Source organism: Actinokineospora spheciospongiae (assembly GCF_000564855.1).
Classification (GTDB): Bacteria; Actinomycetota; Actinomycetes; order Mycobacteriales; family Pseudonocardiaceae; genus Actinokineospora; species Actinokineospora spheciospongiae.
On record NZ_AYXG01000069.1, the window covers coordinates 1 to 21,441 of the forward strand.

General features: G+C 73.0%; 22 protein-coding genes. 14 read left to right on the top strand and 8 right to left on the bottom strand.

Going from position 1 to position 21,441, the window contains the following annotated elements:
- Positions 1–289 precede the first annotated feature (289 nt).
- The 10 genes from UO65_RS35680 to UO65_RS08780 all read left to right on the top strand — a co-directional run bounded on the left by UO65_RS35680 (position 290) and on the right by UO65_RS08780 (position 9,956).
- A complete protein-coding gene (locus UO65_RS35680; protein WP_052020924.1) occupies positions 290–1,828 on the top strand; it encodes a sigma-70 family RNA polymerase sigma factor in 1,539 nt (512 codons plus the stop codon).
- Positions 1,829–1,986: 158 nt separating this feature from the next.
- Positions 1,987–2,424: a hypothetical protein gene (locus UO65_RS08740; RefSeq protein ID WP_035280494.1), complete on the top strand. Its 438-nt coding sequence runs from the start codon at positions 1,987–1,989 to the stop codon at positions 2,422–2,424.
- 38 nt (positions 2,425–2,462) lie between these two features.
- Complete coding sequence (locus tag UO65_RS08745; protein WP_035280496.1) at positions 2,463–3,326, top strand: DNA-formamidopyrimidine glycosylase family protein; 864 nt, start codon at positions 2,463–2,465, stop codon at positions 3,324–3,326.
- A 46-nt stretch (positions 3,327–3,372) separates the two neighbouring features.
- Positions 3,373–4,620, top strand: a complete 1,248-nt coding sequence (locus tag UO65_RS08750; protein ID WP_052020925.1) for a GAF domain-containing sensor histidine kinase — start codon at positions 3,373–3,375, stop codon at positions 4,618–4,620.
- Positions 4,621–4,671: 51 nt separating this feature from the next.
- The gene (locus UO65_RS08755; protein ID WP_035280498.1) at positions 4,672–5,529 is read left to right on the top strand and encodes a S49 family peptidase; all 858 of its coding nucleotides are present in this window, start codon (positions 4,672–4,674) and stop codon (positions 5,527–5,529) included.
- A gap of 85 nt (positions 5,530–5,614) precedes the next feature.
- A complete protein-coding gene (locus UO65_RS08760) occupies positions 5,615–6,454 on the top strand; it encodes a LytR/AlgR family response regulator transcription factor (RefSeq protein ID WP_035280500.1) in 840 nt (279 codons plus the stop codon).
- Positions 6,451–6,843, top strand: coding sequence for a hypothetical protein (locus UO65_RS08765; protein ID WP_052020926.1), 393 nt, complete (start codon positions 6,451–6,453; stop codon positions 6,841–6,843). The genes UO65_RS08760 and UO65_RS08765 overlap by 4 nt, the downstream gene beginning before the upstream one ends.
- Positions 6,844–6,877: 34 nt before the next feature.
- Positions 6,878–8,671 carry a sodium/solute symporter gene (locus UO65_RS08770; RefSeq protein ID WP_035280502.1) on the top strand — a complete coding sequence of 598 codons (1,794 nt, stop codon included), beginning with the start codon at positions 6,878–6,880 and terminating at the stop codon, positions 8,669–8,671.
- A gap of 41 nt (positions 8,672–8,712) precedes the next feature.
- Positions 8,713–9,054, top strand: a complete 342-nt coding sequence (locus UO65_RS08775; protein ID WP_035280504.1) for a rhodanese-like domain-containing protein — start codon at positions 8,713–8,715, stop codon at positions 9,052–9,054.
- Positions 9,055–9,056: 2 nt separating this feature from the next.
- Complete coding sequence (locus tag UO65_RS08780) at positions 9,057–9,956, top strand: DUF4328 domain-containing protein (RefSeq protein WP_035280506.1); 900 nt, start codon at positions 9,057–9,059, stop codon at positions 9,954–9,956.
- Here UO65_RS08780 and UO65_RS08785 read toward each other — a convergent pair.
- Complete coding sequence (locus tag UO65_RS08785) at positions 9,953–11,137, bottom strand: cytochrome P450 (protein ID WP_035280508.1); 1,185 nt, start codon at positions 11,135–11,137, stop codon at positions 9,953–9,955. The two genes, UO65_RS08780 and UO65_RS08785, sit on opposite strands and share 4 nt — an antisense overlap.
- A 135-nt stretch (positions 11,138–11,272) precedes the next feature.
- On the opposite strand from UO65_RS08785, the gene UO65_RS08790 reads away from it, so the two are divergent.
- Together UO65_RS08790 and UO65_RS08795 are read left to right on the top strand one after the other, a co-directional pair.
- Positions 11,273–12,226 carry a DUF5926 family protein gene (locus UO65_RS08790; protein ID WP_035280510.1) on the top strand — a complete coding sequence of 318 codons (954 nt, stop codon included), beginning with the start codon at positions 11,273–11,275 and terminating at the stop codon, positions 12,224–12,226.
- A complete protein-coding gene (locus UO65_RS08795; protein WP_035280512.1) occupies positions 12,223–12,558 on the top strand; it encodes a DUF952 domain-containing protein in 336 nt (111 codons plus the stop codon). The genes UO65_RS08790 and UO65_RS08795 overlap by 4 nt, the downstream gene beginning before the upstream one ends.
- Before the next feature lie 53 nt (positions 12,559–12,611).
- Here the strand turns inward: UO65_RS08795 and UO65_RS08800 are convergent, their stop codons facing one another.
- From UO65_RS08800 to UO65_RS08810, 3 genes are all read right to left on the bottom strand, one after another.
- Positions 12,612–13,142, bottom strand: a complete 531-nt coding sequence (locus tag UO65_RS08800) for a ferritin (RefSeq protein WP_035280514.1) — start codon at positions 13,140–13,142, stop codon at positions 12,612–12,614.
- 308 nt (positions 13,143–13,450) lie between these two features.
- Complete coding sequence (locus tag UO65_RS08805) at positions 13,451–13,993, bottom strand: hypothetical protein (RefSeq protein ID WP_035280516.1); 543 nt, start codon at positions 13,991–13,993, stop codon at positions 13,451–13,453.
- 250 nt (positions 13,994–14,243) lie between these two features.
- On the bottom strand, positions 14,244–15,425 hold the full coding sequence (locus tag UO65_RS08810) for an arginine deiminase (protein ID WP_035280517.1): 1,182 nt from the start codon (positions 15,423–15,425) through the stop codon (positions 14,244–14,246).
- Between the two features lie 220 nt (positions 15,426–15,645).
- On the opposite strand from UO65_RS08810, the gene UO65_RS08815 reads away from it, so the two are divergent.
- Entirely contained in the window at positions 15,646–16,176 is a 531-nt protein-coding gene (locus tag UO65_RS08815) for a DM13 domain-containing protein (protein WP_233427493.1), read from the top strand.
- Here UO65_RS08815 and ligD (UO65_RS08820) read toward each other — a convergent pair.
- The 4 genes from ligD (UO65_RS08820) to UO65_RS08835 are packed head-to-tail and all read right to left on the bottom strand — an operon-like array spanning position 16,173 to position 20,174.
- Positions 16,173–17,084 carry a non-homologous end-joining DNA ligase gene (gene ligD / locus UO65_RS08820; protein WP_035280521.1) on the bottom strand — a complete coding sequence of 304 codons (912 nt, stop codon included), beginning with the start codon at positions 17,082–17,084 and terminating at the stop codon, positions 16,173–16,175. The genes UO65_RS08815 and ligD (UO65_RS08820) overlap by 4 nt on opposite strands.
- Complete coding sequence (ligD, locus tag UO65_RS08825) at positions 17,074–18,531, bottom strand: non-homologous end-joining DNA ligase (protein ID WP_035280523.1); 1,458 nt, start codon at positions 18,529–18,531, stop codon at positions 17,074–17,076. The genes ligD (UO65_RS08820) and ligD (UO65_RS08825) overlap by 11 nt, the downstream gene beginning before the upstream one ends.
- Positions 18,532–18,568: 37 nt before the next feature.
- Positions 18,569–19,366, bottom strand: a complete 798-nt coding sequence (locus UO65_RS08830; RefSeq protein ID WP_035280525.1) for a CPBP family intramembrane glutamic endopeptidase — start codon at positions 19,364–19,366, stop codon at positions 18,569–18,571.
- A gap of 25 nt (positions 19,367–19,391) precedes the next feature.
- On the bottom strand, positions 19,392–20,174 hold the full coding sequence (locus tag UO65_RS08835; RefSeq protein ID WP_035280528.1) for a DUF2470 domain-containing protein: 783 nt from the start codon (positions 20,172–20,174) through the stop codon (positions 19,392–19,394).
- Between the two features lie 118 nt (positions 20,175–20,292).
- On the opposite strand from UO65_RS08835, the gene UO65_RS08840 reads away from it, so the two are divergent.
- Positions 20,293–21,393, top strand: coding sequence for a hypothetical protein (locus UO65_RS08840; RefSeq protein WP_035280530.1), 1,101 nt, complete (start codon positions 20,293–20,295; stop codon positions 21,391–21,393).
- Positions 21,394–21,441: the final 48 nt, after the last annotated feature.

Sequence of the window (21,441 nt, forward strand, 5' to 3'; positions counted from 1 at the left end):
TCGCGACCCTCACCTTGGCAAGGTGATGCGCTACCAGCTGCGCTACATCCGCGTGCCCCGGTTTCCCGGTGCGGCGTGAACTGTACCCGATGCCGTTCACCGGGTCGCAACCCGGGGGGTGCCTTCCCCGTCGGGGGATGGTCGTGACTGTGCGTGATGTGGAACTCGGACGGACTAGGACATCCGTAGGGCTCCGCTTAACGTTATTCACGGATATCAACCGGAAGACCAGCGCATGTGGCAATCTGTTCACTATTGTCACGACGGCCAGGAGGAGGTACCGGGCCGGATGACCGGGGACGACCGGCCTGCCGCGGGCGGGTGCCGCGACGGTGCGCACGACGAGGCCGAGCCGTCCGCCGCCACCTGCGAAGACCGTGCTCTGCTCCGCCGCCTGCGGGCCGGTGAGGACGCCGCCTTCGGTGAGCTGTTCTCCCGCCACTGCGACGCCGTGCGCAGGTTGGCGCGCGGCATGGTCACCGACCGTGCCGAAGCCGAGGACCTGACCGCCGAAGCCTTCTTCCGCGTGTTGCAGGCCATCCGCCGCGGTTCCGGGCCCGTCGACAACGTGCGCGGGTACCTGCTGATCGTCGTCCGCCGGGTGGCCTGGGAGTGGGCCGGGCGCAGGCGGGACGTGCCGGTGACCGACGAGGAGCTGGACTACCGGGCCGGTCCCGAGCTGGACGACCCGGGGCGGTCCACCGAGCGGTCCCTGATCACCCGTGCGTTCACCAGCCTGCCCGAGCGCTGGCGCAGCGTGCTGTGGAAGGTCGAGGTCGAGGGGGAGCGGCCCGCCGTGGTCGCGGGCAAGTTCGGGTTGAGCCCCAACGCCACCGCCGCGCTGGCCCGCCGCGCCCGGCAGGGGCTGCGGGCGGCGTACCTGCAGGCGCACCTGGCCACCGAGCGCGGTTCCGTGGGGTGCCGGGCCGCGCTGGAGAAGCTGGGCGCCTACACCGCGGGCAGCATCAAGGGCACCGAGCGGCGCAAGGTCCGGGCGCACCTGCAGGTCTGCCCGTCGTGCACCGACATGCAGGCCGAGTTGCAGGACGTCTGCGCCGGGCTGCGCGCGCACGCCGCGTTCCTCACCGTCCCGGTCGCCGGGCTCGCGCTGGCGCAGCAGGCCGCCGCGCCCGCCGGGTTGCTGGCCGGGGCCAAGGCGGTGCTGACCGGCGTCAAGTTCCAGGTGGCCGCCGCCGCCGCGTCGGCCGCCGCGGTCGGGGCGTTCACGCTGCTGCCGCTGGGGCACGTCGACGGGCAGCCGGACGCCTTCGCCGACCTCGACGGCACCGCGCCGACGCTGGTGGTCACCTCCGGCAGCCCCGCTCCGGTGGGCACCACCGGCGCCACGGACCCGCCGACGGCCGCCTCCAGCGCGATCAGGATCGAGGCCGGGCACGACCCGTCCGCCGGACAGCCGCCCCCCGGGGTCGGGCGGGAGCCCGAGCGCGAGCGGACCCCCGCGCCGCCGGTGCCGCCGGTGACCGACCCGGCGCCGACCAGCACGACGACGCGCACCCCCGAGGGCCGCGACGAGGGGCCCACGGTGCTCGACGCCCCGGTCGACGACTACGACGACACGCTGCCGGTGGTGTCGCGGCAGGTGTCCCAGCAGCGCAAGTGGTGGGTCTACGACCAGTACGACGTCATCTCCGAGGTCAGCACCACGACGCTGGTCAACGCCGCCGACCAGACCACGGTGTCGACCAGCACCAGCGAGTACACCCGCTACCGCGCCCCCGGTGGCACCACCGCGCCCACCCCGATGTCGGGCGGCGCGGGCCGCGAAGCCCCCGAGGCGCCCACGGTGACGCGCACGCCATCCGGTTGATCAAGTTCCCGGCCGGTGCGACAATCGGCCACGATGAGCGCATTTCACCCATTGGGCGGAGAGCTGAGGCGGTACCGTTGTCTCTCGGTGTCCTACGCACTGCCGACTCTGATCAGCGTGACTCCCGATCAGCAGCGCCACACCGAGAGGGCTGAGAGATGACGCGCCAGGTACGCGACGTGAACGGCCGCCTGTGGACCGTGCACGGCACGCTCGAGTGGCGCACCCCGGCCACCGAGGACGACTTCGAGCACGACGTCGCCGCCGGGTACGTGCCCGGCGTGGTGATGCTGTCGGTGGTCGTGCTGCTGGCCGTGGTGCTGGTCTACTGGACCCCCGCCGACGTGTACGTGCCGAGCTGGCTCGTCGTGCTGCTGGTCCTGCTTGCCCTGTTCTTCCCGGTCCGCTGGGCGATGCGCAGGCCGTGGACGCTGATCGCCGAGACCGGTGACGACGGCGACGGCGAGCCCACCGAGCGCTGGGTCGGCAAGGTCCGCGGCTACTTCGCCGCGCGCGGGGAGATCGCCCGGATCGCCAAGAGCCTCAGCATGGACGCCCAACCCAGCTACGAGGGCATCCTCAAACCGATCAACTAGGGCATGACAGGTGGGCGGTTCCGGGTGAGACTGGTCCGGTGCCGGAACTGCCCGAGGTCGAAGCCCTGGCCCACCACCTGCGCGAACACGCCGTCGGCCGCACCGTCGCGCGCGTCGACGTCGCTTCCATGAGCGCGTTGAAGACGGCCAGCCCGCCGTGGACGGCGCTGCACGGCCGGGAGGTGACCGGCGCGGGCCGCTTCGGCAAGTACCTCGACCTGGACTGCGACGGCCTGCACCTGGTCACCCACCTGGCCAGGGCCGGGTGGCTGCGCTGGGCGGACACCATGTCGGCCGCGCCGCCGAAGCCGGGCAAGGGGCCGCTGGCGCTGCGGGTGCACCTGGGCCCGCCGGGGGAGGGGCCCGGGTTCGACCTCACCGAGGCGGGCACCAAGAAGGGCCTCGCGGTGTGGGTCGTGGAGGACCCGACGTCGATCGAGCAGGTGGCAACCCTGGGGCCGGACGCGCTGGCGCTGACCCGCGACGAGTTCGGCGAACTGCTCGCCGGGCGCGGTGAGCGGCTCAAGACCGCCCTGACCGGGCAGCGGGTCATCGCGGGCATCGGCAACGCCTACTCCGACGAGATCATGCACGTGGCGAAGCTCTCCCCGTACGCCACCGCGGGCCGCCTGGACGACGACGCCCTGGACCGGCTGTACGCGGCGATGCGGGAGGTGCTGCTCGGCGCGGTCGACCGCTCGGTGGGGCAGTCCGCGGCCCGGCTCAAGGGCGAGAAGCGCTCCGGGCTGCGGGTGCACGCGCGCACCGGGCTGCCCTGCCCGGTCTGCGGGGACGCGGTCCGGGAGGTGTCGTTCGCCGACAAGGCCTTCCAGTACTGCCCGACCTGCCAGACCGGCGGCAAACCGCTCGCCGACCGGCGGCTGTCCAGGCTGCTCAAGTAGGTACTACCGTTGTCAGCCGACCCTGTGACAGGCGGGAGCTTCCCTGGTGGGCCAACTGCTGACCGAGCGCGCGGTGGTGGGTGTCATCGCCACGCTGCTGGTGCTGGGTCTGTTCGTGGCGCTGTGCCGCCCGCGCAAGGCCGGGTCGGTCGACGACGCCGTGCTCGACGCGGTCCAGCGGCTGTCGCGGGCGGCACCGGAGCTGCGCGGCGGGCTGACCGAGAAGGCGGCCGACCAGGCCACCAAGGAACTGGTCGAGCTGCTCAAGTGCGTCGCGGTGGGCATCTCCGACGGCGAGGGCAGGCTGCTGTCCTGGGCCGGTGACGCCAACGAGCACTACGTGGACCTGGAAGTGCCCATCGTGGAGGTCGTCCGCCGGGGCCACCGCGAGCACATCCAGCACGAGAACCTGCAGTGCGGCCGCCGCGGTAGCTGCCCGATGCGCACGGCGGTGATCGTCCCCCTGATCATCGACGGGCAGATCGAGGGCACCCTGGTCCTGGTCGGCGGGGTGGACAGCAAGCGGCTGATCCGCGCGGCCGACGAGCTGGCGGGCTTCCTGGTGATCCAGTTGGAGCTGGCCAAGCTCGACGAGTCCAAGCAGGCCCTGGCCAGGGCGGAGATCCGGGCGCTGCGGGCGCAGATCTCCCCGCACTTCATCTACAACACGCTCAACACCATCTCCTCGCTGATCCGCACCGACCCGGAGCAGTCGCGCGAGCTGCTGCAGGACTTCGCCGACTTCACCCGCTACTCGTTCCGCTCCTCGGGCCTGTTCGCCACCCTCGCCGACGAGCTGGGCAACATCGACCGCTACCTGACCATCGAGTGCGCCCGGTACCGCGAGCGGCTCAACGTGCGGCTGCGCATCGCCCCGGAGGTCCAGTCGGTCGTGGTGCCGTTCCTGGTGCTGCAACCGCTGGTGGAGAACGCGGTCCGGCACGGCATCGCCAAGAAGCCGGGCGGCGGCACGGTCAGCGTCTTCGCCCACGACAACGGCTCCGAGGCGCTGATCGTGATCGAGGACGACGGCGTCGGCATGGACGCCGACCGCCTCTTCGAGGACCTGCGCGACGCGCACAAGACCGGCTCGCACGTCGGCGTCGGCAACATCAACCAGCGGATGCGCCAGGTCTTCGGCGACGAGTACGCGCTGATGGTCGAGACCGCCCCCGGCGCCGGGATGAAGATCACGCTGCGGGTGCCCAAGTTCTTCCCCGGCGTGCGCCCCGACCTGCCGGACTTCTCCGAGGACCAGGACCCCGACACCGCCGTCGCCCGCCCGGTGGGCTGACCCGGCCGCGGCACCCGGTGCGCCCGGGCCGCGCGCCGTAGGGTCGGGGGCATGAGTGTGGCCGAGAAGCTCGTGGCGCGGTTGCCCGGTGTCGGGGACCGCGGGGAGAAGTCGTCCGTGGTGGCCGTGGTGCGCCTGCACGGGGTGATCAGCCCGTCGGCGACGCCGCTGGCCCGCGGGGCGATCAACGTGTCGTCCGTGGAGTCCGCGCTGAGCCGGGCGTTCGACCGGGAGCGGCTGGTGGCGGTGGCGCTGGTCGTCAACTCCCCCGGGGGTGCGCCGACGCAGTCCGCCCTGGTCGCGGAGCGGGTGCGGGAGCTGGCGGCGAAGAGGGGCGTCCCGGTGCTGGCGTTCTGCGAGGACGTCGCCGCCTCCGGGGGCTACTGGCTGGCCTGCGCGGGCGACGAGATCTACGCGCACCCCACCTCGCAGGTCGGGTCGATCGGCGTGGTCTCGGCGACCTTCGGGCTCAACGGGCTGCTGGAGCGGTTCGGCGTGGAGCGGCGGGTGCACACGGCGGGCGCGCGCAAGGTGCGCCTCGACCCGTTCCTGCCCGAGGACCAGGAGGACGTCGAGTGGCTCAAGGGGTTGCAGCGCGAGCTGCACGACCAGTTCGTCGAGTGGGTGTTGCAGCGGCGCGGCGACAAGCTCACCGGCACCCCCGAGCAGCTCTTCTCCGGTGAGGTGTGGACCGGGGTGAAGGCGGCCGAGCTGGGGCTGGTGGACGGGCTGGGCAGCGTGCGCTCGGTGCTCGCCGAGCGGTTCCCGGACGCGGAGCTGGTGGTGGCCGAACCCCGCCGGGCGCTGCTGGCGCGGCTCGGCGTGCCGGGGGCCTCCGCGGCCGACCGTGTACTGGCCGCGCTCGACGCGATCGAGAACCGGGTGACGTGGTCGCGCTTCGGCCTGTGAAGGCAGTCCAATCTCGACATTGAGTCACAATCGTCTCGGTTCGCTACTTCGGACGGGTGACACTGGGATTGGTCATGGACAGGCCATGGGGGTACTGGGCAAGATTGCGCTCACCGTGAGTACCGCCACCAAAACCCCGGGTCTCGTCGTTCTCGCCGTCGACGACGAGCAAGCAGGCATGGACGAGCTCGTCATCCTCCTGAACGGGAACCGACAGGTTCGGCGCGTCCTGAAGGCCTTCGACGCCACCGAGGCACTGCGCCTGCTCTCCGGCGACGACGAGGAACTGGCCGCCCGCAAGGCGGCCGGGATGCCGGTCGTCGACGTCGTCTTCGCCGACCTCGACATGCCCGGGCTGACCGGGATGGAGCTGGCCAAGGTGGTGGCCGGGTTCAAGCCCGCCCCGGTGCTGGTCTTCGTCACCGCGCACAGCCACGAGGCCGTCGCCGCGTTCGAGCTGGGCGCGGTCGACTACATCCTCAAGCCCGCCAAGCAGCCGCGGATGGACAAGGCCATGGAGCGGGTGCTGACCAAAATCAACTCCGATGGCGGCGGCGGTTCGACCGCGGTCCCCGAGCAGCGCGACGACGAGGTCATCCCGGTCGAGCTGGCGGGCACCACCAAGCTGGTCTCCCGGGCGGCCGTGCGCTGGGTCGAGGCCCAGGGCGACTACGCCCGCCTCTACACCTCCGACGGCTCGCACCTGGTGCGCATCCCGCTCGCCCAGCTCGAGGAGCGCTGGGAGAAGGCCGGGTTCGTGCGCATCCACCGCTCCTACCTGGTGCCGCTGTCGCTGATCACCGAACTGCGGATGGGCGGCTCCGGCTACTCGGTGGTCATCGGCCACGAGGAGAAGGTCCTGCCGGTCAGCCGCAGGCACACCCGCGAACTCAAGGACCGCCTGGTCCGCGGCGCGGGCCCGTGACCGACGGGACCACCCAGCCCAAGCCGCCGCGCCCGCCGCGGCGCAAGCGGGTCGTGCTCGCCGACTCCCGCGCCCCGGTCACCGTGCTGCGGACCGTGCTGGAACTCGAGGAGCAGACGAGCTGGGCCGAGGAGGTCGTGCGCGGCTTCATCCGCACCCAGTTCTGGACGGCGGTGAAGCTGGCGCTGCTGGTCATCGGCACGCTCGGGGCGCTGCCGCTGGTGTTCTTCCTGGCGCCCGGTTTGTCCGGGGTGACCGTGGTGGGCGTCCCGCTGCCGTGGATACTGCTCGGGATCGTGCCCTTCCCCCTGTTGTTCGGCCTGGCGTATTGGTACAACGTGCTGGCCGAACGGCACGAGCGCGACTTCGTGGACATGGTCGAGAAGTAGTGCCCAGATCGAGGGACACGGGGATTCGGGAGCCTTGGAACTGAACCTGTGGGCGGTGGCGGGCATCGTCGCAGTCGGGCTCGCCACCTTCACCATCGGCTTCCGCAGCGCCCGGCAGGCGAGCACCACCCAGGACTTCCTCGTCGCCCGGCGCACCGTGCGGTCGCGGCGCAACGCGGCGGCGGTGTCCGGGGAGTACCTGTCGGCCGCGTCGTTCCTCGGCGTCGCCGGGCTCGTGCTCAAGGACGGCGCCGACGCGCTGTGGTACCCGATCGGCTTCACCGCGGGCTACCTGGCGCTGATGCTGTTCGTCGCCGCGCCGCTGCGCCGGTCCGGGGCCTACTCGCTGCCCGACTTCGCCGAGGCGCGGCTGGGGTCGCGGCAACTGCGCGGGCTCTCCACCGTGTTCGTGGTCTTCATCGGCATGCTCTACCTGGTCCCGCAGTTGCAGGGGGCCGGGCTGACGCTGAGCCAGATCGTGCCCGGGGTGCCGCTGTGGGCGGGCGCGGTGGTGGTGGCCGTGCTGGTGATGGTCAACGTGCTGGGCGGCGGGATGCGCGCCATCACCGTCGTCCAGGCGTTCCAGTACTGGCTCAAGCTGTTCGCCCTCGCCGCGCCGACGTTCGTGCTGTGCGTGCTGTTCCTGCGCGACGGCGGGGCGGGCGGGGTGGGCGGCACCGGGCTCGCCGCGCCGCTGCCGCCCCGGTTCACCAGCGCCGCCGAGATCGACGTCAGCACCGACGTGGTGCTCCAGGTCCGCGAGGCGGTGCTGCTGTGGGCCGACGGCGCGGTCGACGGCGGGCGCACCACCGGGGTGGTCTACTGGGGCCCCGGCGAGCACACCGTGCTCGCGGGCACCCGGCTGCGCTTCGCCGCGGACACCGCGGTGCCGGTGGTCGAGGGCGCACCCGTGGACAACGCCACCTGGTTGCGGCCGGGGTCGGGCGTCGGCGACCTGTTCACCACGTACTCGCTGGTCTTCGCCACGTTCCTGGGCACCATGGGCCTGCCGCACGTGCTCACCCGGTTCTACACCAACCCCGACGGACGGGCCGCGCGCCGCACGACGCTGCACGTGATGATGCTGCTGAGCCTGTTCTACCTGTTCCCGATCGTGCTGGGCGCGCTGGCGCGGATCTACACACCGGAGCTGCTGGTCACCGGCGGCACGGACGCGGCGGTGCTGATCCTGCCGCTGAAGGTCGTGCCGGGCACGCTCGGGCAGGTCCTGGGCGCGGTGACGGCGGCGGGCGCGTTCGCGGCGTTCCTGTCGACGTCGTCCGGGCTGGTGGTCAGCGTCGCCGGGGTGCTGTCGACGTCGAACGGCGGGCGCGGCCGGGTGCGCGACTTCCGCTGGGCGTCGGTGATCGCCGGGTCGGTGCCGCTGGGGATCGCGCTGGTGCTGCCCCACGGGGACGTCTCGATCAGCGTGGGCCTGTCGTTCGCGCTGGCCGCCTCCACCTTCTGCCCGGTCCTGCTGCTGGGCATCTGGTGGCCCCGGATCACCTGGGTCGGCGCCGCGGCGGGCATGTGCGTCGGCGGCGGGCTGGTGCTGCTGTCGCTGGCCATCACCACCGTCAGCGGGTTCACCGGCGGCTGGGCGCCCGCGTTCTTCCAGCAACCGGCGCTGGTCACCGTGCCGGTGGCGTTCCTCTGCGTGTTCCTGCTGAGCAAGGCCACCGCGAGCAAGGTCCCACCGGAGACCAACCGCATCCGGATGCGCATGCACGCCCCCGACCGGCTCGGCTTCATCCGCGACCGCGACACCGCCCGCTGGGGCACCGCGGAGGAGCGCAGCCGACTCGCCAACGGCCGCCACCGGCGGTAGCTCACCCGCAGGCAACGACCGCGCGTGGCAGCATTGACCCCGTGACGACCCCCGACGTGCCCACCACCACCGTGGCCGACATCCCGGCCGAGCTGCCCGAGGGCACCACCCTGCTCGACGTGCGCGAGCGGGACGAGTGGGACGCCGGGCACGCGCCGGGCGCCGCGCACATCCCGATGAGCGAGCTGGCCGGGCGCCTCGGCGACCTCACCGACACCACCTACCTGGTGATCTGCCGCTCCGGTGGCCGCTCCGCCCGGGTCACCGCCTACCTCAACGCCAACGGCTGGGAGGCGGCGAACGTCGATGGCGGCATGCAGGTCTGGGAGGCCCAGGGCAGGCCGGTCGTCAGCGACACCGACCCGACCCCGAGGGTCATCTGACCGTGCAGCCGCACCGGCCCCGGTTCGACTGGGTGGCGACCCCGCCGCCCGGGGCGGGCGCGCCCCCGGCCCGCCCGCGCCGCGGCCCGTACACCGGTCCCCCCGCCTACCGCACCCCGCCGCGCTGGGGCTTCCCCGCGCTGGCCTGGCGCTGGCCCACCGCGGTCTCCGGCCTCGACGCCGACGAACCCGCCCCGGTCGACCGGCTGCGCCGCCGGGGCAGGCTGGCGTCCTCGGCGCTGTGGATGCTCGCCGCGGTGGCGCTGCTGGCCGCCGGTGCCGAGGCCTGGCGCTACGTGCTCCTGCTGCTCAGCCGCGATGGCGCGCTGTCGCGCGGGGTGGTCGAGGTGTCGGACAGCCTGGTCGTGACCGGTGCCGTGCTGGCGCTGGTGGCCGGGCTGCTCGCGCTGCTCGGCGCGGTCTGGTGGCTGTTCACCGCCCGCCGGGTCGCCGCCGACGTCGCGGGCTACGACCCGCCGCGACCGGACTGGCAGGTGCTGCCCGCCCTGGTCGTCCCGCTGGTCAACCTGGTCGTGCCGGGTTCGCTCCTGGCCGAGCTGGAGCACGCGGTGCTGCGCCGCCCGGAGGCCGAACGGCCCCGGCCGTCGCCGCTGGTGCGCTGGTGGTGGGCGGCTTGGGCGGCGAGCGTGGTCCTGTTCACCGTCACGGTGGTCTGGCGCTTCCGCTCCGGCGTGCAGGCCGAAGCCGACGGGGTGCTGCTGAACGTGCTGACCGACCTGGCCGCCGCCGCGCTCGCGATCGCCACCGAGGTGGTCGTCGCCCGCTTCTCCGCCCTGCTCGCCCCGGTCGACGCGAACGAGGTGCGCCGGGTCCGGGTGGTCCGGGTCAACGGCGCCCCGGAACTGGGCCTGCGCCCCCGCCCGGCCACCTCCCGGCGCTAGACGCCCACCGGCAGTTCCTCCAACCCCCGGATCACGAACTCCGGCCTGCGCTCCGGCGCACCCGCGCCGACCAGGCCGGGCAGGCGCGCGGTGAGGGCCTTGAGCGCCGCCGAGACCTCCACCCTGGCCAGCGGGGCGCCGACGCAGTAGTGGATGCCCGCGCCGAAGCCCAGGTGCGGGTTGGGGGAGCGGGTGATGTCGAGGCGGTCCGGGTCGGTGAACACCGCCGGGTCGCGGGCGGCGGCGCCGAGCAGGGCGGCGACCTTGGCACCGGGCTCGACCCGGTGGCCCGCGATGGTCACCGGGGCCGTGGCGGTGCGCTCGAAGAGCTGCAGCGGGGCGTCGAAGCGGATCAGCTCCTCGACCGCCGACGGCAGCAGCGCCGGGTCGGCGAGCAGCAGCTCCCACTGGTCGCGGTAGGTCAGCAGGGCGTGCACGCCGTTGCCGACGACGTTGACCGTGGCCTCGTGGCCCGCCATCAGCAGCAGCACGGCGGTGGCGACCAGCTCGTCCTCCGACAGCCGGTCGGTGCCGTCGCGGACCGCCACCAGGTCGGAGACCAGGTCGTCGCCCGGGTGCGCGCGGCGGTGCGCGACCAGGGTGCGCAGGTAGGCCGCGAACTCGCCCGCCGCCCGCTCCGCCGCGGCGGCCAGGTCGGGGGCGAGGTCGTACTCGTACATCTTCACGATCGCGTTCGACCACGGTTGCAGCAGCCCGCGCTCGGACTCCGGCACGCCCAGCAGCTCACCGATCACCTGGATCGGCAGCGGCGCGGCCAGCACCGCCAGCAGGTCGGCCGACCCGTCGGCGTCGACCCGCTCGGCCAGCTCCTCGACCAGGCCCGCCGCCAGCGCCTCCACCCGGGGCCGCAGCCGCTCGGTGTGGCCGCGGCCGAACGCCGCCGCGACCAGCCGCCGCAGCCGGGTGTGCGTCGGAGGTTCGCTCTCCAGCAGCGAGTTGCGGTGCAGCAGGTTGAACTCGGCGAAGGCGGCCACCGGTGCCGCGTCCGTCCACAGTCGACCGAGCGACCGCTCCCGCAGCACCGCGCTGGAGGCGGCGTGCGAGACGGCCACCGCCAGCCCCAGGCCCGGGTGGTCGTGCACCTCGGCCTCGGCGCGCAGCGCGGCGAAGACCGGGTACGGGTCGGCGAGGAAGGCCGGGTCAGCGGGGTCGAAGCTCACCCGGCCACGGTAACCCCGCCTGCGGCGCGACCGTGGTCCGCGCGCCGCCGACCCACCCGCACCGACCCCGGCGCGGCCGGATTGGGTAGCGTCCCACGCATCAATCCCGGTCTCGGTCTCGACGAGGAGTCGTAGATGTCCAGGCGATCCGCCGTGAAGAACGCGCGCAAGGCGACCCCCCAGGACTCCTCGGGAGTGAACCCGCGCCAGCCGTGCCCCTGCGGCTCCGGCAAGCGCTACAAGGCCTGCCACGGCTCGGCCGGTGGCGTCGTCGACGTCCCCGTGGCCAGGCCGTTCGAGGGGCTGGCCGGTGAGTGCGAGCTGATCGCGCTGCGCGAGTTCGTCCCCTCCGGCACCGCCGTGCTGCCCGGGGCGGGCGCGGACGAGATCACCCTCGCCACCGTGCTGCCGATGGCCGCCGCCGGACTGGTTCGCGCCGACGGGGTCAAGTTCGTCGGCCTGCAGGTGCAGACCCGGTCCAACGACATCAGCCGCGACCTGGCCCGCGCCGTGCTGTGGGCGCGCGACGCCGAACCGGGCGACGTGCTCGCCGTCGTCGGCCCGGACACCGACGCGGGGGAGAACCCGGAGCGGTTGCAGGACCTCATCGACGCCACCGCGCCGCTGGAGCCGGTCGTGCACGCCGACTTCACCTGGTGGATGCCCGAGGGCAGCGAGCCCACCGGCGAGGTCGCCCTGTCGCTGGAGCGGGCCAACGGCGCCATCCTGCCCACCGAGCGCATCGGCCCGGCCGCGTACTGGGTCGACGCGGGGGAGAAGGCGCACCTGCGCTGGGTCCGCCCGGAACCGGAGGAGCAGCTCCTCGCCGCCCTGTCCCGGCTGCACGCCGCCGGTGAGCTGGCGCTGGGCGAGGGCTCCCGCTACGCCGGTTCGTTCCGCGCGCACGGCCTGCTGGTGCCGGTGTGGGACCTCGACCGCGAACTCCACGCCCGCGAGTGGACCGACGGCGCCACCGCCCTCGGCGAGCGCCTCGACGCCGCGCTGGCGTCGGTGGAGTCCACCCCGCTCACCCCGGCCGAGCGCCGCGCCCGCGACGGCCTGCTGGGCCGCCAGATCACCATCCGGTGATCGTCTACATCACCGCCCGCGCGGACTGGCCCGCGGCGGAGATCGAGCCCGACCCGGCCGTGGGCTTCGTGCACTGCTCGGACCCCGGCTCGGTGCTGGTCCCGGCCCGCAGGCTGTTCGCGGGTCGGGACGACCTGCTGCTGCTGGAGATCGACCCGGCGCTCATCGGCGCCCCGGTCCGCTGGGAGGTCGGGTCGCCCCCGGAGCCCGGCGGACCGTGGTTCCCGCACGTCTACGGCCCCATCCCGGCCTCGGCCGTGGTGGGCGTGCACGAGTTCCCACCCGGCCCGGACGGGGAGTTCGAACTGCCCGCGTCGCTGGCCCACCGCTGACAGCGCAGTGGGGTGGTCCCGGTCGCCCGGAACCACCCCACTCGTGCGTCGGATCAGATGGCGCCACCCGCGACGCGCGGCGCCGTCGGGTCGGAACCGGTGTCGCCCACGGTCTCGCGGGCCAGGTAGGTCTCCACGTCGAACAGGTTCCCGCCCGCCCGCTTGACGACGTTGAGCAGCGTCGTCATCGAGGCCACCTCTTCGACCTGCTCCTTGAGGAACCACTGCATGAACTGCTCGCCGGTGTAGTCGTCCTCGTCCCGCGCGGTCTTCGCCAGCGCCACCACCTCGTCGGTGACGGTCCGCTCCTGCTGCAACGCCAACGCGATCAACTCGACCGGGTCCGCGAAGTCGTTGCGCGGCTCGTCCACCCCCGTCACCGCGGGCGAGATGTCGTTGTCCAGCAGGTACTGCACGATCATCATCCCGTGGTTCCGCTCCTCCAGCGACTGGCGGTAGAAGTGCTTCGCCAACTGCGGGAGGTCTTGCCCGTCGAACCAGACGGCGAGCGCGACGTACTGCTGGGAGGCGCTGAACTCGTTGCGGATCTGGGACTGGAGCAACTGGTGGAACTTCGTGGTCATGGCACCGACGATACGTCCCGAATAGCGATTATGCAGGTTTTTGATGCGCTATTCTCGTCACGTTAGGCAAGGCTATTGCACAGTTAGGCAAGCCTATCGAGTGGCAATTCAGGTTAGGCATTCCTATCTTTTGGCCTGATGTCACAAAATGTGACTGACTACGCCTGTCCAGGTAAGCCCCGATCGAGCGACTACGCGGCGGGTGTCGAATGGGGTAGAGTCATCGTTGCTGAGGCCACTAGGCCGCAGAAGTGGACCCGGGCAGGACCCGCCGGACGACGGGAGCCCGGGTTTCGCGCTGTCCGGGGTCAATTCTCGACCTGGATCACCTGGTTGATGACCCCCTGGATTCGTCGCCGCCAGTCACCGCCCGCGCCGTAGGCCCACGCCGTGGCGTCGGCGATGCCGAGCAGTGGGTCCTCGTGGGATTGGACGTGCTCGTAGAACGGCCCGTCGAACGTCCCCACGCCGATCGCGCGCAGCGTCGAGGAGATGGTCAACCGGTCGGCGCGGTCACCCGTCTCCCCTCGCGACTCGATGGCGACGCGGTGCGCGCCCCGCTTGCAGGCGTCAATGGTCATGGCGCGCACGCACGCCGCCCGCGCTTGTCCCGCCGGGCCCTGGGCCAGGTAGAGGTCCGCCGAGATCCCCCCGGCCACCAGTTCGGAGATCAGCGCGCGCCTTCTGGTGTTGCTCTCGGCTTGGAAGTGCACCCGTCGCTCGCCCGGGAGGCAGAGCGCGCGCAGCAGGGTGCGAGCGGCGGCCAGTCGGTTGACCGGGACGACGGCGACACCCAGCAGGTAGGTGCGTCCCCGGATCGACTCGTCGATGAACAGGTGGGGCGATTTCACCCGCTGGGCATCGGCTGTATCAGGGGGTGAACCACTGGGGGCGCGCAAATGTTCGCTCGAACGGGCGGTCCCGATCGGGCGACTGCCCGGCGAACGCCGAATGGGCTAGATTCGGCGTCAGCCAAGAACACTCGGTCTTGGAAGTGAACCCGGGCAGGCTCGTCGGACGGCGAGAGCCCGGGTTTCGCGCTGTTCGGGGCAGGTTCACCCCACCCCCCGCGCGTGGTCGGCCTTGTCCCGCTCGAACGGGTTACAGGGGGTCGCGGGTGATGGGGCAGGACATGCAGCGGGGGCCGCCCCGGCCGGTGCCGAGTTCGGAGCCGCTGATGCGCAGGACCTCGATGCCCGCGTCCTCCAGCCTGGCGTTCGTCTCCACGTTGCGCTCGTAGGCGACGACCACGCCGGGGGCCACGGCGAGGGTGTTGTTGCCGTCGTCCCACTGCTCGCGTTCGGCGGTGACCGGGTCGAGGCCGGTGTGGATGACGCGGAGGCGGTCGATGGACATGGCCGCGGCCGCTGCCTCCAGGAAGGGGGCGGGACCGTCGACGACCACGCCGTCCGACTCGGGGCGCAGGGTGTAGGCCTGGAGGGTGTCGCGGATGGCCGGGTACATGACCACGGCGTCGCGGTCGACCATGGTGCAGACCGTGTCCAGGTGCATGGTGGCGCGGTCCTGGGCGATGGGGACGGCGAGGACCGTGTGCGCGAGGCCGTCGCGGAAGGCGGAGCGGGCCAGGGACTCCGCGCCCGCGGGGGTGGTGCGCTCGCCGACGCCGATGGCCAGGACGCCGGGGGCCAGCAGGAGGACGTCGCCGCCCTCGACCGGGGCGTAGTGGGCGCCGTAGGCGCGGCCCGCGGCGCGGAAGCGGGGGTGGTAGGCGTAGATGAGGTCGAGCAGCGCCGTCTCGCGGGCGCGGGCGGGCATGGCCAGGGATGCGATGGCCACCCGGTCGCCGATCCAGACCGAGGAGTCGCGGGTGAACAGCAGGTTCGGCAGCGGGTCGACGACGAAGTCGTGCGGGTGGTGCATCCGGCGGACCAGGGAGGCGCCCTCGGCGTGCGGCAGCTCCTCGAAGGTCATGCCGCCCATCAGCACGTCCGCCAGGCCCTTGGCGTCCACAGTGGACAGGTGGGCGGCCAGGGCGTCGCCCAGTTCGTTGCCGAGCCTGCGGCGGTCGACGGCGGTGGTGGCGGCCGCGGCGTGCGCCCGCTCGTCGGCCAGGGCGGCGACCAGGGCATCGGCCAGCAGTACCACCTCCACGCCGCGACCGGTCAGGACCTCGGCGAAGCGGTCGTGCTCGTCCTGGGCCCGGTCGACCCAGGGGATGCTGTCGAACAGCAACTGGTCGTTGTTGCGCGGGGTGAGGCGCTTGAGCTCGGTGCCCGGCCGGTGCAGCAGGACCGTGCGCAGGGGGCCGACCTCGCTGTCCACCCGGGGTGCGGGCGGCGGCTGCTCGACTTCGGGGATGTCCGGGGAGGGAGCGGTCACGGATTCGAGCGTAACCACTCGGTAAGGAAAACGCCGCTCCAGAGCGGGCAGAATGGCGGAGAAAGCCACAGATCGGGCCTGTGGCACACCGGTCGTTAAGCGGAGGGCGAGGTCGATGCGCGGATCGTTGCGCCGCAGGGTGTGGTGGGGTGCGGGTACCGCGGTGCTCGCCGTTGTGATCATCGCACTCTGGGCGTTCCAGCCGTGGAAACTCTTCACGCACAGCCGCGTGGACGAGCCGCTGGCCTTCGAGGCCCCCGTGGTCAGCACCACCCCGGCGACCCCCGGGACGACCACCGCCACACCCGCACCGGCCCCCGAAGCGACCACCACGACCGCGCCCACGCCGACCGGTCCCGCGGTCCTGGCCGAGGGCCGGTTCGTCAGCCAGGAGCACCCCACCTCCGGTGCCGCCCGCCTCCTCGAACAGGGCGGTGCCCGGGTGCTGCGCCTGGAGGGCTTCTCCACCTCCGACGGCCCGGACGTGCACGTCTGGCTGAGCACGGCCACCGCGGGCGGCGACTGGCACAAGTACGACGACGGCCGCGTGGTCAAGCTGGGGAAGATCAAGGCCACCGACGGCAACCACAACTACGCCGTCCCCGCCGACGCCGACCTCGGGGGCCTGCGCAGCGTCGTCATCTGGTGCGACCGGTTCAACGTCGCCTTCGGCTCCGCCCCGCTCGCGCTCTAGCGCGGCAGCCGGGGGCCCTTCTCCAGCAGCGGCGCGAACAGGTCGCCGTGCTCGGCGACCCGGTCCAGGACGTCGTCGGCGGTGAACACCAGGTCGTCGGGGGTGCGGCAGGCGGTGACCTCGTCCCAGGTCAGCGGGGTGGAGGCGGTGGGCAGGGGGCGGGCGCGCAGCGAGTACGGGGCGACCGTGGTCTTGTGCGGGTTGTTCTGGCTCCAGTCGATGAGGACCTTGCCCGGGCGCAGCTTCTTCGCCATCCGGGAGACCACGAGCCCCGGCAGTTCCGCCTCCAGCCGCTCGGCCAATGCCCTGGCGTAGTTCGAGGTGCGGTCCGGGGAGGTGGTCGTGACCGGGGCGTAGAGCTGCATCCCCTTGGAGCCGCTGGTCTTCGCCACCGCGGTCAGCCCGTCCGCCTCCAGCGCCGAGCGCAGCGCCAGCGCGACCTCGCAGCACTCCACGACCGTCGCGGGTTCCCCCGGGTCGAGGTCGAACACCAGCCGGTCCGGTGCCCGCCGACCGCCGCGCGGGCCTACGGTCCACTGTGGAACGTGCAGTTCGATCCCGGCCCGGTTCGCCGCCCACACCAGTGCCGGGAGGTCGCACAGCAGCGCGAAGTCCAGGCTCTCCGCGCCGGTGGTGGACCCGGGGGTCTCGATGGTGACCGTGCGCAGCCAGTCCGGTGCACGCCCGGCGGCGTTCTTCTCGAAGAACCCCGGTTTCGCCACGCCGTCCGGGAAGCGGCGGAAGGTGACCGGGCGGTCGAGCAGGTGCGGGGTCAGCACCGGGGCGACCCGGCTGTAGTAGTCGATCACGTCGCCCTTGGTGAAGCCGTCCCCCGGGTAAAGCACTTTGTCCAAGTTGGACAGTTGGAGCCGCTGACCGGCCACGTCGACGAGCACCTCACCGGCCACCGGGCCACCCCTCCGCGCCGTTGACGTCCTCCGGCCCCTTGTCCGGCCGCAACCCCCGCCAGGACGGCGCGCGCAGCCGCCCGTCGGTCGTCCAGTTCCGGAACACGACCTCCCCGACCAGGGTCGGCCGCACCCAGTGCCCGCCCCGCGCCCGCGCGCGCGGCACCTCGTTGTGGAACGGCGGGGTCTTGCGCTCCAGCGGGCGCAACCGGCCCATCAGGTCGTGCAGCACCTCGTCGGTGAACCCGGTGCCGACCTGGCCGACGTAGTGCAGACCCGCGTCCGTCGGCACGCCGAGCATGAGCGAGCCGAACACGCCCCGGCGCCTGCCCTCACCCGGCCGCCACCCGCCGATGACCACCTCCGCCGTGCGCAGATCGGTGATCTTCACCCAGTCCGCCGAGCGCCGCCCCGGCAGGTAGCGCGATTCCAGCCGCTTGGCGATCACCCCCTCCAACCGCTGCTCGCGGGCGGTGGCGAGGACCGCCGGGCCCTCGCCGGGGAAGCTGGGGGAGAGGTTCCAGTGGGGGCCGCGCAGGTCCAGGTCCTCCAGCAGCGCGCGGCGGCGCTCGTGGGGCAGGTCCAGGCAGGGGCTGCCGTCGAGGTGCAGCAGGTCGAACACCACGTAGGTCACCGGGAAGTCGGCCGCGAGCCTGCGGGCCAGCCGCTCGTCGTCGACGTGCATCCGCTGTTGCAGCGCGGCGAACGACGGTGTGCCGCCGGTGAACGCGATCACCTCGCCGTCCAGCCAGACCCGCGTGCTGCCCAGGTCCTCGCCGAGCGCGCGCAGTTCCGGGTAGGTGGCGGTGATGTCGGCGCCCTTGCGGGAGAACAGCCGCAGCCGCCCGCCCTCGACCCTGGCCAGGGCGCGGACGCCGTCCCACTTGAACTCGTACGCCCACAGGTCGTCCTCGTCGGCGGGCGGGAGGGCACCGAGGGTGGCCAGCATCGGCTCCAGGAGGTCGGGCAGCGGGGTCCGGTCCGGGTGCTGCGGCGGGTCGGAGCGGCGGACCATCCAGTCCTTCTCCGAGCGGCCCTTGAAGAAGGTGTACTTGCCCCGCACCCGGCTGCCGTTGAACACGACCGCCACCTCGCGGTCGTCCCACTTGACGGTCTCGTAGGTGCCCCGGTCCCAGATGAACATCCTGCCGCCGCCGTACTCGCCCCTGGGGATGCTGCCCTCGAAGGCGGCGTACTCCACCGGGTGGTCTTCGGTGTGCACGGCCAGGCGGATGTCGCCCTTGTCCTCCGGCAGGCCCTTGGGCACGGCCCAGCTCACCAGCACGCCGCCGCGTTCCAGGCGGACGTCCCAGTGCAGGCGGGTCGCGTGGTGTTCCTGGATGACGAAGGTGTCGTCGTTGCCTGCGGGCAGCGGGCCGTCGGCGGGGACGGGCTCCGGGGTGCGGCCGGGGTTCCGCTTCCTGCGGTACTCGCCGAGGCCTGCCATGTGCCCTTACTACCTCGACCGGGGCTGTTCCGCTGGATCAGGGGAGCCAGGAGACCTTGTCGCGCAGCGCGGCGTAGCCGACGAAGGCGACCACGTCGATCAGGGCGTGCGCGATCACCAGGGGCCAGAGGCGGTTCGTCCGCTGCCAGGCGCGGCCGAAGACCAGACCCATCACCACGTTGCCCAGGAACCCGCCGAAGCCCTGGTAGAGGTGGTAGGAGCCGCGCAGGACCGCCGCCACGACCAGGGAGCGGTTCTCGCTCTGGCCGAGCTGCCGCAGCCGGGTGATCAGGTAGCCGACGACCAGCGCCTCCTCGGCCCAGGCGTTGCCGATGGCGAGCAGGATCAGCACGACCGGGCGCCACCAGGCGTCGTTGAGGGTCGTGGGCGCCACGGCGAGGTTGATGCCCAGGCCGTAGGCGAGCAGGTAGAACCCCAGGCCGGGGATGCCGATGAGGGCGGCGAGGCCCAGGCCGCCCAAGGCGTCCCGCTTCTTGCGGGACGCGTCCAACCCGATTGCCGCGAGCGCGAAGCCCGCCCGGTGCAGCAGGTACACGCCCAGCGCGCCCCACGCCGTCAGCCGGATGACGCCGACCAGTTGCTTGAGCAGGTCCAGCACACCCAGGTCGGCCTGCGGGACGTTGATCGCCACGGTCTGCCTGCTCAACGCCACCGGCTGCAAGAGCGAGTCGACCAGGGACAGCAGGCTGCTCAGGCCGGTGAGACCCAGGGTGATGGCGAAGACGATCAGCAGTTCGACGCGGATGAGGCGCCGTTCTCGCGGGTCGTCGACCAGCCACCGGTCTGGGCGCGGGGGGAAGAACCAGGCTCGCACCCGGCGAAGCTACCCGGCGGTCGGGTCAGGTGCGCTGCGCGGCCAGGAAGGGGCAGCCGACCAGCCTGCGCAGCTCGGTGCTCAGCTCGGCGGGGGTGCCGACCGGGCGGGAGAAGGCGAGCCGGACGTCGTGGTCGGCGTCGGTCGCCTCCACCCGCAGCCGCAGGCCGAAGCGGTCCAGGCCCAGCGGCCGGACGTGGCCCCCGCGCAGCTCCTCCGGCAGGTGCCGCACCAGGGCGGCCACCACGTCGGTGTGGGAGACCTCCAGGTGCCGCAGCCAGCCCGCTTCCTGGGCGGCGAACGGGTCGGGCTCGGCGGCGGCGAAGGCGTCGAGCGGCACCGGGTGGGTGCCCTCCCCGTCGGCCAGGACCAGGGAGGCCGGGACGAGCTTGAGCAGGGCGGCGCCGTGGCCGAGGTCCAGCAGCCGCGGGTCCGGCCGGTCGGCGGCCACCTCCACGGCCAAGGCGCGGGCCTCGTCGTCGGACAGGGCGCGCAGCCAGCCGGTGATCCACAGCAGACCGCGGATGGACTCGCGCAGCGGGACCGGCGCCGGGTCGGCCAGTTCCACCATGGTGGCCAGTTCCCCGCGCGGCGCCTGCCAGGCGGTGGCGACCAGCTCGTGGTCGTCGGGCAGCAGGACGCTGACCGAGGCGTCGGCGTGCACGTGGTGGACCAGCGGGGTGAAGCGGTCGGTGCGGGTGGGGTCCCCCGCGGGGACGAGGGTGGCCCGACCACCGAGGGCGGCCATGGTCCTGGCGCGCTCGGGGGGTTGTGGTGCCGGGGGCCGCGGGGCGTCTGCTCTGCTCACTGGCACACCTCCTGGGTTAGGTAACCCTAACTTGCCGGGGTGCCCCCGCGAAAGGCGGTGTCCGCACATCCCACCAACTGGTTACGCTGCCGAGACATCGCACCAGGGTGGAGGTTTGATGAGCGCGACGCAACGGGAGGCGCCCGCGGTCGAACCGCCCACGGACGTCCCGGCACTGTCCGATGGGGTCACCGGGCGGGCGCTGCGGGCGTTGCGGCTGCCGCTGTTCGCCCTGCCCGCCACCGCCCTGGTCTTCGGCGCCCCCGCCGCCTGGCTGGCCGCAGCGGGGGCGTCCTGGCTGGTCGTGGCCGTGCTGACCATCGCGGCACTGGCGTTCGTGATCGCCTTCCTGCTCACCGCCCACCTGTACGGGACGTGGTTGCGGCCCGCGGCCCGGCTGCTCGCGGCGCAGCCGTGGCGGCGGGCGGCGGTCACCGTGTTCCGACCCGCCCGGGGGAGGACGCCGCTGCTGGTGACCGAACCGGACGGCACGCGGCACGCGCTGGTGGCCGCCGCGCTGCCCTGGGCGGTGCGGCAGGTCTTCGCCCGCACGGGTCGCGTGTGGCTGGTGGGACCGGACGCGGGCGGCTGGGTCGCGCTGCGGTCCTCGGGGCTGGCGCTGCCGCTGGGCGCGGCTCGGGTGACGGCGGCGGACGTCGCCTTGGGGTACGAGGTCGAGGTGGCGCAGCCCGCCCCGGTGCGGGCACCGGTCGCCGCGGCGGACGCGGTGGTGTCGCGGCTGATCGCGGGGCCGCGGCGGCGCTCGCGCACCGAGCTGATCGCCCCGACCGTCCTGCTGGTGTTCGCCGGGGTGGTCATCGCGGACCTGCTCGGGCGGGACTTCGCCGGGGAACTGCTGGAGCTGACATTGCTCGTGCTGCTGGCGACGCTGCTGCTCGCCGGGCTGCTGGCGTGGCGGGTCCGGAAGGTCCGCTACTGGGCCAAGGTGGACCGGATGCTCGGCGTCGGCGGGTGGACCCCGGTCCCCGCGACGCTGGCGGAGTCCGCGGTCGACGGTGGGCCGCGGACGGTGACCGCGCAGGCCGTCGTGGCCGGGCGGACCGTGCCGGTGACGCTGCCGCGGGCCAGTCAGGCGCTGCGGGCGAACGTGGCCGGGACCGGCAAGCTGTGGGTGGCGGGGGTGCCCGCGCCCGGGGCGGAGGCCGTCGCCGGGCTGCCCGGGTACCCGTACCTGAACCTCGCCCGGTTCGGGTCGTGACCGGACCTGTTGCCCGGTGGGGGGTCGCTCAGCGCAGATTCCTCAGCG

Excerpts from the sequence above, each read along its gene's own strand:
- UO65_RS35680 (WP_052020924.1), top strand. The coding sequence starts at position 290 with ATGACCGGGGACGACCGGCCTGCCGCGGGCGGGTGCCGCGACGGTGCG.
- UO65_RS08740 (WP_035280494.1), top strand. The coding sequence starts at position 1,987 with ATGACGCGCCAGGTACGCGACGTGAACGGCCGCCTGTGGACCGTGCAC.
- UO65_RS08755 (WP_035280498.1), top strand. The coding sequence starts at position 4,672 with ATGAGTGTGGCCGAGAAGCTCGTGGCGCGGTTGCCCGGTGTCGGGGAC.
- UO65_RS08760 (WP_035280500.1), top strand. The coding sequence starts at position 5,615 with ATGGGGGTACTGGGCAAGATTGCGCTCACCGTGAGTACCGCCACCAAA.
- UO65_RS08790 (WP_035280510.1), top strand. The coding sequence starts at position 11,273 with ATGTCCAGGCGATCCGCCGTGAAGAACGCGCGCAAGGCGACCCCCCAG.
- UO65_RS08800 (WP_035280514.1), bottom strand. The coding sequence starts at position 13,142 with ATGACCACGAAGTTCCACCAGTTGCTCCAGTCCCAGATCCGCAACGAG.
- ligD (WP_035280523.1), bottom strand. The coding sequence starts at position 18,531 with ATGGCAGGCCTCGGCGAGTACCGCAGGAAGCGGAACCCCGGCCGCACC.
- UO65_RS08840 (WP_035280530.1), top strand. The coding sequence starts at position 20,293 with ATGAGCGCGACGCAACGGGAGGCGCCCGCGGTCGAACCGCCCACGGAC.